Source organism: Streptomyces sp. NPDC059875, from assembly GCF_042731085.1.
GTDB lineage: Bacteria > Actinomycetota > Actinomycetes > Streptomycetales > Streptomycetaceae > Streptomyces.
This window is the reverse complement of record NZ_JBHWJZ010000016.1, coordinates 133,304-145,513: the sequence shown is the minus strand read 5'-3', so window position 1 is coordinate 145,513 and position 12,210 is coordinate 133,304. Positions and strand designations below refer to the sequence as shown.

At 68.4% G+C, this 12,210-nt stretch carries 9 protein-coding genes, 1 tRNA gene and 1 pseudogene; 8 read left to right on the top strand and 3 right to left on the bottom strand.

Annotated elements, in window-relative coordinates; all coding sequences use genetic code 11:
• Positions 1 to 36: 36 nt before the first annotated feature.
• The 6 genes from ACFV9D_RS21010 to ACFV9D_RS20985 all read left to right on the top strand — a co-directional run bounded on the left by ACFV9D_RS21010 (position 37) and on the right by ACFV9D_RS20985 (position 6,673).
• Complete coding sequence (locus ACFV9D_RS21010) at positions 37 to 429, top strand: hypothetical protein (RefSeq protein ID WP_385148093.1); 393 nt, start codon at positions 37 to 39, stop codon at positions 427 to 429.
• Between the two features lie 447 nt (positions 430 to 876).
• Positions 877 to 2,109, top strand: a complete 1,233-nt coding sequence (locus ACFV9D_RS21005) for a branched-chain amino acid ABC transporter substrate-binding protein (RefSeq protein ID WP_385148091.1) — start codon at positions 877 to 879, stop codon at positions 2,107 to 2,109.
• A 106-nt stretch (positions 2,110 to 2,215) separates the two neighbouring features.
• On the top strand, positions 2,216 to 3,148 hold the full coding sequence (locus tag ACFV9D_RS21000) for a branched-chain amino acid ABC transporter permease (protein WP_385148088.1): 933 nt from the start codon (positions 2,216 to 2,218) through the stop codon (positions 3,146 to 3,148).
• A gap of 5 nt (positions 3,149 to 3,153) precedes the next feature.
• Positions 3,154 to 4,917 (top strand): branched-chain amino acid ABC transporter permease, encoded by a 1,764-nt coding sequence (locus ACFV9D_RS20995; protein ID WP_385148086.1) that lies wholly within the window; start codon positions 3,154 to 3,156, stop codon positions 4,915 to 4,917.
• Positions 4,918 to 4,922: 5 nt separating this feature from the next.
• Positions 4,923 to 5,960: an ABC transporter ATP-binding protein gene (locus ACFV9D_RS20990; RefSeq protein ID WP_385148203.1), complete on the top strand. Its 1,038-nt coding sequence runs from the start codon at positions 4,923 to 4,925 to the stop codon at positions 5,958 to 5,960.
• Positions 5,957 to 6,673, top strand: a complete 717-nt coding sequence (locus ACFV9D_RS20985) for an ABC transporter ATP-binding protein (protein ID WP_385148083.1) — start codon at positions 5,957 to 5,959, stop codon at positions 6,671 to 6,673. Before ACFV9D_RS20990 ends, ACFV9D_RS20985 begins: the two co-directional genes overlap by 4 nt.
• 74 nt (positions 6,674 to 6,747) lie before the next feature.
• Here ACFV9D_RS20985 and ACFV9D_RS20980 read toward each other — a convergent pair whose 3' ends face one another.
• Positions 6,748 to 7,404, bottom strand: coding sequence for an ANTAR domain-containing response regulator (locus tag ACFV9D_RS20980; protein ID WP_385148080.1), 657 nt, complete (start codon positions 7,402 to 7,404; stop codon positions 6,748 to 6,750).
• A gap of 113 nt (positions 7,405 to 7,517) precedes the next feature.
• On the opposite strand from ACFV9D_RS20980, the gene ACFV9D_RS20975 reads away from it, so the two are divergent.
• Together ACFV9D_RS20975 and ACFV9D_RS20970 are read left to right on the top strand one after the other, a co-directional pair.
• Positions 7,518 to 7,590 (top strand) — tRNA-Leu (locus ACFV9D_RS20975).
• 186 nt (positions 7,591 to 7,776) lie between these two features.
• Positions 7,777 to 9,662, top strand: a pseudogene (locus ACFV9D_RS20970) (alkyl/aryl-sulfatase).
• 7 nt (positions 9,663 to 9,669) lie between these two features.
• Here ACFV9D_RS20970 and ACFV9D_RS20965 read toward each other — a convergent pair.
• Together ACFV9D_RS20965 and pyk are read right to left on the bottom strand one after the other, a co-directional pair.
• Positions 9,670 to 10,623, bottom strand: a complete 954-nt coding sequence (locus tag ACFV9D_RS20965) for a DUF4331 family protein (protein WP_385148077.1) — start codon at positions 10,621 to 10,623, stop codon at positions 9,670 to 9,672.
• A gap of 54 nt (positions 10,624 to 10,677) precedes the next feature.
• The gene (pyk, locus tag ACFV9D_RS20960) at positions 10,678 to 12,114 is read right to left on the bottom strand and encodes a pyruvate kinase (protein WP_385148074.1); all 1,437 of its coding nucleotides are present in this window, start codon (positions 12,112 to 12,114) and stop codon (positions 10,678 to 10,680) included.
• Positions 12,115 to 12,210 lie beyond the last annotated feature (96 nt).

The following is a 12,210-nucleotide window of genomic DNA, read 5'->3' as shown; positions in this document are numbered from 1 at the left end:
TTGTGCCCGCGTCCGCGATCCCCTAGCGTCCCGGGCATGGGGTTTCCGCCGTACGCGCAGACCAGGAGCGCGCTCGCCGCGGTGCTGGCCGTCGGCGTTCTGACCGCCCTGCCCGGATGCTCGGACGACCGGCCCGACCCGGCGCCGCCGAGGGCCAGGACCGCGGTGGAGATCTGTACCGACCTCGTCGCGTACTGGGTGAAGGAAGCCCTCGCGGGGAGCACGTGGGCGGGGCTCGACTGGGAGCAAAAGGGGCTCTCCAACGAGCAGTTGACGATCCACGACGACGTGCTCGCGCTCGCGCGCGCCCAAGAGCGCTCACAGGGGCGCGAAGCCGCGCTGGCCCTCACCGACCGGGAGAGCCGAAGACGGTGCGCGTCGGCGAACGGCGCGACCGGAAGCTCGGAGAACTGGAAGCCGCCACCGTGACCCTCCGTGACGGCCACCCGAGGGGCGAGCGGAGTGCCGCACTCAGCGTTCCGTCCGCTGACGTTTGAGTGACCGTCCGATATCCGGAGACCCTCGCAAGCGGTCCGACAGGAGCAAGATCTGCTCAAGCCCCTTAGCGGAACTGGGCGTTCTCACTATGTGAACACCGCATTGATGACCGCTATGTCCCTATTTGCCCACCACCTGTCCACCTCCTCTCCCCCTCGCGATAACAAGACAGTCACATCCTGACCTCGCCGCTCCCCACCTCCCTCACCTGCGCTTAGAGTCACCGCCAGTCACCGCGCCGCCGGGCGCGTCCACTGCACGGCCCTGCACCACCCAGTCATCCCCAGTACGGCCCGGCATTCACAAACGGCACCTCCAGCTCCACGCTTCACGGCACCGCCTCAGCTCGAGGGGGCCGCGCCAGGGAAAGGATTCATCGTGCGACACCGTTCCTTGCTCATCCTCACCACCGTGATCACCACGGGAGCACTCACGCTCACCGCCTGCGGTTCGCGCGACGACAAGGGCGGCAGCGACAACACGAGCGGCGGCACGACCGTCGTCATCGGTGTCGACGCGCCGCTCACCGGTTCGCTCTCCGCGCTGGGCCAGGGCATCAAGAACTCCGTGGACCTGGCGGTCCAGACCGCCAACAAGAACAAAGAAGTCCCGGGCGTCACCTTCAAGATCGAGGCCCTCGACGACCAGGCCGTCCCGGCCACCGGCAAGGCCAACGCCACCAAGCTCGTCGGCATCAAGGACGTCCTCGGCGTCGTCGGCCCGCTGAACTCCGGCGTCTCCCAGTCGATGCAGGCCGACTTCGACAAGGCGAACCTCACGCAGGTCTCCCCGGCCAACACCAACCCGTCCCTCTCCCAGGGCGACAACTGGGGCAAGGGCGACTTCAAGCGTCCCTTCAAGACCTACTTCCGTACCGCCACCACGGACGTCGTCCAGGGCAAGTTCGCCGCGAACTACCTGTTCAAGGACGCCGGCAAGCGGAAGGTCTTCGTCGTCAACGACAAGCAGACCTACGGCGCCGGCCTCGCCGCGATCTTCTCCGACGAGTTCAAGCGTCTCGGCGGCACCGTCGTCGACACCGACTCCGTGACGGTCAAGGAGACGGACTTCTCCTCCACCGCCAACAAGATCAAGGCCTCGGGCGCCGACTCCGTCTACTTCGGCGGTCAGTACCCCGAGGGCGGCCTGCTCTCCGACCAGGTCAAGAAGGCCGGCGCCAAGATCCCCACCATGGGTGGCGACGGCATCTACGACCCGGAGTTCATCAAGGCGTCCGGCGAGGCCAACGACGGTGACCTGGCCACCTCGGTCGGCTTCCCGGTCGAGAAGCTCCCGACCGCCAAGAAGTTCATCGCCGACTACACCGCGGCCGGCTACAAGGACCCGTACGCGGCCTACGGCGGCTACTCCTACGACGCCGCGTGGTCGATCATCCAGGCCGTCAAGGCCGTCGTCGCCGCCAACAACGGCAAGCTCCCCGACGACGCCCGCGCCAAGGTCACCGAGGCCATGTCCAGCGTCTCCTTCGAGGGTGTGACCGGCAAGGTCTCCTTCGACCAGTACGGCGACACCACGAACAAGCAGCTCACCGTCTACCAGGTCAAGAACGGCGCCTGGGTCGACGTGAAGTCCGAGACCTTCAAGGACTGACCCCCCGCACTGCCCCGCACACGCACCAAATGAACCAAGCCGCGCGAGGGCGCAAACAGCGCCCTCGCGCGGTGTCATATCCGACACGCTCATCGGAGGCCCTGCGGTGAACGAACTGCCGCAACAGCTGGCCGACGGCCTTGCCCTGGGGGCCCTTTACGGCCTCATCGCCATCGGTTACACGATGGTCTACGGCATCGTCCAGCTCATCAACTTCGCCCATGGCGAGATCTTCATGATCGGGGGCTTCGGCGCCCTCACGGCGTACACGATCCTGCCCGAGGGCACCGCCCTCGTGATCGCGATTCCCGTGATGCTGATAGGCGGCGCGGTGGTCTCCGTGGCCGTCGCCACCGCCGCCGAACGCTTCGCCTACCGCCCCCTGCGCGGCGCGCCCCGGCTCGCCCCGCTGATCACGGCCATCGGTCTGTCGATCGTGCTCCAGCAGCTCATCTGGGGTTTCTACCCGGGCGCCAAGAGCAAGGTCACCTTCCCCGAGTTCAAGGGCGGACCTTTCGAGATCTTCGACGGCCTGTCGATCTCCCGCGCTGACACCTTCGTCCTCGTCGCAGCCCCGATGTGCATGCTCGCCCTCGGCCTCTTCGTCTCGAAGAGCCGCAGCGGCCGCGCCATGCAGGCCACGGCGCAGGACCCGGACACCGCGAAGCTGATGGGTATCAACACCGACCGCATCATCGTGATGGCCTTCGCCATCGGCGCCGCGTTCGCCGCGGTCGCGGCGGTCGCCGAGGGCCTCGACAAGGGCCAGATCCGCTTCGAGATGGGCTTCCTGCTGGGCCTCAAGGCCTTCACCGCAGCCGTCCTCGGCGGCATCGGCAACATCTACGGCGCCATGATCGGCGGCGTGGTGCTCGGTCTCGCCGAGACCCTCTCCATCGCCTACGTCGAGCACATCCCCGGGATGGACCAGTTCGGCGGCGGAGCCTGGAAGGACATCTGGGTGTTCTCCCTCCTCATCCTGGTGCTCCTGTTCAGACCACAGGGTCTGCTCGGACAACGCGCTGCGGACAGGGCGTGATCGCGATGACGACCGACCTCACCAAGACCCCCGAAGAGTCCGGTACGCCGACGCCGGTGAAGACCGACGCCCAGAGCCCCGGCCTCCTCCACTGGATCGTCGCCGCCGGTGGCCTCGTCACCGTCGCCAGCACTTTCCTCGCCTGGACCTACACCACCGAGTTCCCCGGCGACCTCACCGTCAACGGCTACCCCGGCGGCCTCCAGGTCCTCACCCTCGTCGGCGGCCTCCTCCTGACGCTCTTCGCCCTCTCCGGGCTCGGCGTCAAGGGCCTGCGCTGGCTCACCCCCGGCGGCTCCACGAAGGCGCTGCAGTTCCTCGCCCTCGGCGTGCTCGGCACCACCTGGTACTCCGTGATCGCCATCGCGGCGCAGCTGGGCGGCATCGCGCACTGGGAGCCCGGCGCGTACGTGGCCTTCGTCGCGGTACTGATCCCGCTGGCCTCGTTCTCCCTGAAGGACGACAGCCGCAAGCCGTCGAAGCCCAAGGAGATCCCCTCCTGGGCCGAGATCCTGATCATCGTCGCCGCGTTCGCCATCGGCATGTACGCCGTGACGTACGGCATCTCCACCGAGTACCCCGAGCTGTTCATCGGCTACCTGCTCCTCGCGGGCTTCGGCGCCGGCGCGCTCAACAAGTCCGGCCTCATGGGCCGCATCTCGGCGATCGCCTCGAAGAACAAGCAGGTCGCGGCCGTCGCCGCCTTCGCCGCGGCCGCCGTCTTCCCCTTCACCCAGACCACCGACACGTTCACCGTGATCGCGGTGCAGATCCTGATCTTCGCCACGGTCGCCCTCGGTCTGAACGTCGTCGTCGGTCTCGCGGGTCTGCTCGACCTCGGTTACGTCGCGTTCCTCGGCGTCGGCGCCTACACGGCCGCCCTCGTCTCCGGATCCACGGCCTCCGCCTTGGACATCGAGCTCCCGTTCTGGGTCGCCATGATCATCGGCGCGCTCGCCTCGCTGATCTTCGGCGTCATCATCGGCGCACCGACCCTCCGGCTGCACGGCGACTACCTCGCCATCGTGACGCTCGGCTTCGGTGAGATCTTCCGCATCACCGTCAACAACATGGACGGCGACAACGGACCGCAGATCACCAACGGCCCCAACGGCATCCCGAACATCCCGGCGCTGAACATCTTCGGCTACGACTTCGGCGAGACCCACACCATCCTTGGCGTGGAACTCGGCAGTTACGCCAACTACTACCTGCTGATGCTGCTGGTGATGGTCCTCGTCGTCCTGGTCTTCAGCCGGGCGCAGGACTCCCGCATCGGGCGCGCCTGGGTCGCCATCCGCGAGGACGAGACCGCGGCGACCGCCATGGGCATCAACGGCTTCCGGGTCAAGCTCATCGCCTTCGCCCTCGGCGCCACCCTCGCCGGCGTCGCCGGCACGGTCCAGGCCCACTTCCAGGGCACGGTCCTCCCCGAGATGTACGTGTTCGCCGGCCCCGTCGCCCCGAACTCCGCGTTCCTCCTCGCGGCCGTCATCCTCGGCGGCATGGGCACCATCCGCGGCCCGCTCCTCGGCGCGGCGCTGCTCTTCCTCATCCCCGAGAAGCTGTCCTTCCTCAAGGACTTCCAGCTCCTCGCGTTCGGTCTCGCGCTCATCCTGCTGATGCGCTTCCGTCCGGAGGGCCTCATCCCCAACCGGCGCGCGCAGCTCGAGTACCACGAGCACGACGAGAACGCTGACAAGCTCGACGTACCGGAGCAGCGGCCGTCCGCCGAGTCCGGTGTCGGAACCGCGAAGGCGGGGGCGTGAACGCCATGACGACCACCACCACGGAATCCACGGCAGCGGCCACGGCCGCGACCGTCCTCGACGCCAGCGGTGTCACCATGCGCTTCGGCGGACTCACCGCCGTACGCGGAGTGGACCTCACCGTCCGCGAGGGCGAGATCGTCGGCCTGATCGGCCCCAACGGCGCCGGCAAGACGACCTTCTTCAACTGCCTGACCGGTCTGTACGTCCCCACCGAGGGACAGGTCAGCTACAAGGGGACCGTGCTGCCGCCCAAGCCGCACCTGGTCACGAAGGCCGGCATCGCCCGCACCTTCCAGAACATCCGCCTCTTCTCCAACATGACGGTCCTGGAGAACGTCCTCGTCGGACGCCACACCCGGACCAAGGAGGGCCTCTGGTCCGCGCTCCTGCGCGGCCCCGGCTTCAAGAAGGCCGAGGTCGCCTCCCGCGAACGCGCCATGGAGCTCCTGGAGTTCGTCGGCCTGGCGAGCAAGGCGGAGCACCTCGCCCGCAACCTGCCCTACGGCGAGCAGCGCAAGCTGGAGATCGCCCGGGCACTGGCCAGTGACCCCGGTCTGCTCCTCCTCGACGAGCCGACCGCCGGCATGAACCAGAACGAGACCCGCGCCACCGAGGAACTCGTCTTCGCCATCCGTGACAAGGGCATCGCCGTCCTGGTCATCGAGCACGACATGAAGTTCATCTTCAACCTGTGCGACCGCGTCGCGGTGCTGGTCCAGGGCGAGAAGCTCGTCGAAGGCACCTCGGACGTCGTCCAGGGCGACGAGCGCGTCGTCGCCGCGTACCTCGGCACCCCGTTCGAGGGCGCGCCGGGCGCGGAGGAGGTCGCCGAGGTCGAGGCGGCGGAGGCCCACGCGGAGGCGGCGGCGGAAGCGGAGGCCGAGGCGGACGCCGAGGAGGCTCCCGCCGACGACGCTCCCGCCGACGAGGCACCCGAGGCCCCGGAGGCCGAGGAGACCCCGGAGGCCGACGAGGCCGACGAGGCCCCCGAGGCCGACGCTCCGGCAGCGGACAGCACCACCGAAGGAGATTCCAAGTGACCGCACTTCTCGAGGTCGAGGACCTCAGGGTCGCCTACGGCAAGATCGAGGCCGTCAAGGGCATCTCCTTCTCCGTCGAGGCCGGTCAGGTCGTCAGCCTCATCGGCACCAACGGCGCCGGCAAGACCACGACCCTGCGCACCCTCTCCGGCCTGATCAAGCCAGCGAGCGGGAAGATCACCTTCGACGGCCAGGTCCTCAACGGAATCCCGGCCCACAAGGTCGTCTCCCTCGGCATGGCCCACTCCCCCGAGGGCCGGCACATCTTCCCCAAGCTGACCATCGCCGAGAACCTCCAGCTCGGTGCCTTCCTCCGCAAGGACAAGGACGGCATCGAGCGGGACGTCCAGCGCGCCTACGACCTCTTCCCCATCCTGGGTGAGCGTCGCAAGCAGGCCGCGGGCACCCTCTCCGGCGGTGAGCAGCAGATGCTGGCGATGGGCCGGGCCCTGATGTCCCAGCCCAAGCTGCTCATGCTCGACGAGCCCTCCATGGGTCTCTCCCCGATCATGATGCAGAAGATCATGGAGACCATCGCCACCCTCAAGGCCGAAGGCATGACGATCCTGCTCATCGAGCAGAACGCGCAGGCCGCCCTGTCCCTCGCGGACTACGGCTACGTCCTGGAGGTCGGCACCGTCAAGCTCTCCGGCACCGGCCAGGACCTTCTCCACGACGACGAGGTCCGCAAGACCTACCTCGGCGAGGAGTAGAACCCCGTCCCCACGGACAGAAGGCCCGCCCCACAACGATGTGGGGCGGGCCTTCTCCTGCTACTGCGCCGTTGCTACTGGCCGCCCTTGGCCGCCTTCTTCTCCTCGGCGTCCTCGATGACCGCCTCGGCGACCTGCTGCATCGACATGCGGCGGTCCATGGAGGTCTTCTGGATCCAGCGGAACGCGGCGGGCTCGGTGAGGCCGTACTGCGTCTGCAGGATGGACTTCGCCCGGTCGACGAGCTTGCGGGTCTCCAGCCGCTGCGAGAGGTCGGCGACCTCCTTCTCCAGCGCGCGCAGCTCCGCGAACCGCGACACGGCCATCTCGATGGCCGGCACGACGTCGCTCTTGCTGAACGGCTTCACGAGGTACGCCATGGCACCGGCGTCCCGCGCCCGCTCGACGAGATCGCGCTGCGAGAAGGCGGTGAGCATCAGGACGGGGGCGATGGACTCCCCGGCGATCTTCTCGGCGGCGGAGATCCCGTCCAGGACCGGCATCTTCACATCGAGGATGACGAGGTCGGGCCGGTGCTCCCGCGCCAGCTCGACGGCCCGTGCGCCGTCGCCGGCCTCGCCGACGACCGAGTAGCCCTCTTCTTCGAGCATCTCTTTGAGGTCGAGGCGGATGAGGGCCTCGTCCTCGGCGATGACGACGCGGGTCGTCAGCGGCGGGACGTGCGACTGGTCGTCGTCGGCGGCGGGCTGGGGCGACTCGGGGGCGGTCACGGGGGCTCCTCGTTCAAGGCCTCTTCCAAGGCGGATACAGCTCCCCAAGAGCCTACCCACCTCCTGTAAGGTGGGGGCACGGCGGGTGACCGCCGATCTTCGTTCCGAAGGATGCCCCGGTAGCCCAGCGGTAGAGGCAGTGGTCTCAAACACCATCCAGCGTGGGTTCGAATCCCACCCGGGGCACTCTACCTTCGATTTAAAGGTTCGAACTTTCCGTCGGCGATCTTCGGCCGTCCCAGTGAGGCGAGCAGCCGGAGCTCCGGCCGCGCAATGTGACGCGTCACCGTCCTCCACGGGCCGTGCGGGGAGTACTCCCAAATTTCCGCGGAACCGTTGATTCACCCCTGCTCACCTGCGACGTTCCCTGGCATGACGCCCATGAATCGCCGTACTTTCGTCGCCGCCACCGGGGCCGCCGCCGCTGCCGTCGCGTTCAATCCGGTCACCGCCGCCGCGGACAACGCACCCGCCGGGGACTTCGCCGATGCCGACCGGGGGTCATCGCCGCCCTCGTGCCCGGGGTCGTGAAGAACGCCGCCGGCAAGGTCGTCTGGGACAACGACGCGTACGCCTTCCTCGGCGGCGAGGCACCCGGGACCGCGCACCCCGGTCTGTGGCGGCAGTCGCAGCTCGTGGCGCGGCAGGGGCTGTACAAGGTGACCGAGCGGATCTATCAGATACGCGGACTCGATCTGTCGAACATGACGATCGTCGAGGGGGACACCGGGATCGTCGTCATCGATCCGCTCATCTCCGCCGAGACGGCCGCCGCCGCGCTGGGGCTCTACCGGGCCCACCGCGGGGACCGGAAGGTCACCGGGATGATCTACACGCATCCGCATGTGGATCATTTCGGAGGGTCGCGGGGGGTTCTTCCGGAGGGCGCGGGTGGGGTGCCCGTGTTCGCGCCGGCCGGGTTCATGGACCACGCCGTCTCGGAGAACGTGTACGCCGGGACGGCGATGACGCGGCGCGCGGGCTACATGTACGGGTCGCACCTGCCCAAGTCGCCCGCCGGGCAGATCGGTTGCGGTCTGGGGCAGAGCGTGTCGCTGGGGACGGTGGGGCTGGTGCCGCCGACGCGGGAGGTCACGCGGACCGGGCAGGTGGAGACGGTCGACGGTGTGCGGATCGAGTTCCAGATGACTCCGGGGACGGAGGCGCACGCGGAGATGAACTTCGTCTTCCCGGATCTGCGGGCGGTGTGCATGGCGGAGAACGCGACGCACACGATGCACAACATCATCACCCTGCGGGGTGCGCAGGTGCGCGACGCCCGGCAGTGGGCGCGCTACCTGGGTGAGTCGATCGAGTTGTTCGACGGCCGGGTGGACGTGGCGTTCGCTTCGCATCACTGGCCGACGTGGGGTGCGGAGGCGATCACCGAACTCCTCGGGCAGCAGCGCGACTTGTACGCGTACATGCACGATCAGACGCTGCGGATGCTGAATCAGGGGTTGACGGGGCGGGAGATCGCGGAGGAGATCGAGCTGCCGCCCGCGCTCGCGAAGGTGTGGGCGAACCGCGGCTACTACGGTTCGCTGAGCCACAACGTGAAGGGGATCTACCAGCGGTACATGGGCTGGTTCGACGGCAATCCGGCCCATCTGTGGGAGCATCCGCCGGTCGAGGAGGCCAAGCGGTACGTCCGGGCGATGGGCGGCCGGTCGGCGACCGTGGCGAAGGCGCGGGCGTTCGCGCGGGAGGGTGATCTGCGGTTCGCCGCGACGCTGTTGAACCAGGTGGTGTTCGCCGATCCGTCGCATCGTACGGCGAAGGCTGAACTGGCCCGCGTGTACGAGACGTTGGGGTACGCCTCGGAGAACGCGGTGTGGCGGAACTTCTATCTCACCGGTGCGCTGGAGTTGCGCGAGGGGGTGCGATCGGCGTCGGGGTCGACGACCGGGCCGGACATGCTGATGGCGCTGTCCGTGGAGCAGTTGATCGACTCGGTGGCGATCCGGGTGAACGGGCCGCGGGCGTGGGATGTGCGGCTGTCGATGGACTGGAGTCTGCCGTCGCTGGGCGCCGTGTGGCATCTGCGGTTGGCGAACGGGGTGTTGACGTATCGCCGGAGCGAGCGCCCCGATCCGGACGCGGGGGTGACACTGACGATGACGAAGCCGCAGTTGCTCGCCCTGCTGGGGGGCAAGGGGTTGGGCGGGATCACGGTGGAGGGGGACGCCTCGCTGTTGTCGAAGCTCCTGGACGTCCTCGACGAGCCGGATCCGGACTTCGCCATCGTCACTCCGTGAGCCCGGCTCAGTGGGGCGTCCCCAGATAGGGGAAGTGCGGCAGGAGGTCGGTGTGGGGGCCGATGTGGTCCGAGGTGACCTTGCCGTTGGAGATCATGGCGAGCCGGGCCGAGGTGACGTCGTCCGTCAGCGTGCGCCCGTTGGGGTAGGCGGCGGGCCGGGTGCGGTCGTAGCGCAGGACGTCGGGGAGGACGGTGCGCAGGGCTGCCTCGGCGGCGTCGGGGTCGTAGCCGCCGGTGTGGGCGAGGGCGGCCTTCCAGGGTTCGAGGTAGGTCGCCCAGTCGTCGGCCGGTTCGCCCGCGTTGTAGGCGTCCTTGGCGTCGTCGGCGTTGAGGTACGCGGTGAGGGAGGGGTGGGCGCCGCGGTCGACGGACGTCAGTTCGCCGTCGGTGTGGAGGCTGACGCGGGCCCAGACGCCGATCCGGGGGTCGTCGCCGAGTTCGACGTCGGGCATTTCGAGGGCGATGCCGAAGACGTTCTTGTCGGCGCCCCAGTCGGTGCCGGTCCACTGGAAGTCGGCGACGATGCCGTCGAGGTCGGCGAAGAAGGGGTCGCTGCGGAGCCCGGCGGAGACCTTGTAGCCGTCGGCTTCGGTGACGGAGAGTTCGCGCCCGAAGGAGACGGGGACGTCGGTGAAGAGGGGGGTGCCGGCGGCTTCGTGGCTGCGGGCTTCGGTGCCGGTGGCGCGGTGCAGGGCGAGGGTCTGTTCGCCGTCGTCCGCGGGGTCGGAGAAGGTGAAGCTGTAGGCGATGTCGGCCTGGTTGTCGCCGTCGGTGTCGACGTTGATGCGGTAGACCGCGTCGGGGTGGAACGTGGTGCCGCCGGTGGGCGCGATGGGGTTGACGTTCATGATGAGAACGGTCCGCCCGCCGGGGACGGTGAAGGCGAAGAGATCCGTGAGGTCCAGGCGGGCGTCGTCCATCGGGGACCGCAGGTGGGGTCCGCTGAGGTGGTGTGACATGGCGCCACTGTTGCCGTACGGGGGTGTGGTCGTACGGCGACGGGGCCGCGGTGGTCACTCCTTCGGGCTGTCGTCCTCGCCGATGTGGTGGACACGGACGAGGTTGGTGGAGCCGGGGACTCCGGGCGGGGAGCCGGCGGTGATGACGACGACGTCGCCCTTCTTGCAGCGGCCGATGCGCAGGAGCTCTTCGTCGACCTGGGCGACCATGGCGTCGGTGGAGTCGACGTGCGGACCGAGGAAGGTCTCGACGCCCCAGGTGAGGTTGAGCTGGGAGCGGGTGGCCGGGTCGGGGGTGAAGGCGAGCAGCGGGATGGGCGAGCGGTAGCGGGAGAGGCGCCTGACGGTGTCGCCGGACTGGGTGAAGGCGACGAGGAACTTGGCGCCGAGGAAGTCGCCCATCTCGGCGGCGGCGCGGGCGACGGCTCCGCCCTGCGTACGGGGCTTGTTCCGCTCGGTCAGCGCCGGCAGGCCCTTGGCGAGCACGTCCTCCTCCGCGGCCTCGACGATCCGGCCCATGGTGCGGACGGTCTCGACGGGGTACTTGCCGACGCTGGTCTCGCCGGAGAGCATCACCGCGTCGGTGCCGTCGATGACGGCGTTGGCCACGTCGCTCGCCTCGGCGCGCGTCGGCCGGGAGTTGTCGATCATCGAGTCGAGCATCTGGGTGGCGACGATGACCGGCTTGGCGTTGCGCTTGGCGAGCTTGATGGCGCGCTTCTGGACGATGGGGACCTGTTCGAGGGGCATCTCGACGCCGAGGTCGCCGCGGGCGACCATGATGCCGTCGAAGGCGGCGACGATGTCGTCGATGTTGTCGACGGCCTGGGGCTTCTCGATCTTGGCGATGACGGGGAGGCGGCGGCCTTCCTCGTCCATGACACGGTGGACGTCCTCGATGTCGCGGCCGCTGCGGACGAAGGAGAGGGCGATGACGTCGGCTCCGGTGCGCAGGGCCCAGCGGAGGTCGTCGATGTCCTTCTCGGAGAGGGCGGGGACGGAGACGGCGACACCGGGGAGGTTCAGGCCCTTGTGGTCGGAGACCATGCCGCCTTCGACGACGCGGGTGTGGACGCGCGGTCCCTCGACGGAGGTGACTTCGAGGGTGACGCGGCCGTCGTCGACGAGGATGCGTTCGCCTGCGGTGACGTCGGCGGCGAGCCCGTCGTAGGTGGTGCCGCAGATGTGGCGGTCGCCCTCCATGGGTTCGACGGTGATGGTGAAGTCGTCGCCGCGTTCAAGGAGTACGGGGCCTTCACGGAAGCGGCCGAGGCGGATCTTCGGGCCTTGAAGGTCGGCGAGGACACCGATGCTGCGGCCGGTCTCGTCGGAGGCTTTGCGTACGCGCTGGTAGCGCTCCTCGTGCTCGGCGTAGGTGCCGTGGCTGAGGTTGAATCGGGCGACGTCCATTCCCGCTTCGACCAGTGCCTTGATCTGGTCGTATGTGTCGGTGGCGGGGCCCAGGGTACAAACGATCTTTGCTCGGCGCATGGTTCGAGCCTAGGGCTTACCGGTGGGTAGAGAAGTGGCCCGGCATGTCTGTTCAACAACCTTTGCGTGAAAGGTTGTTGACAAGTCTTGAATCTG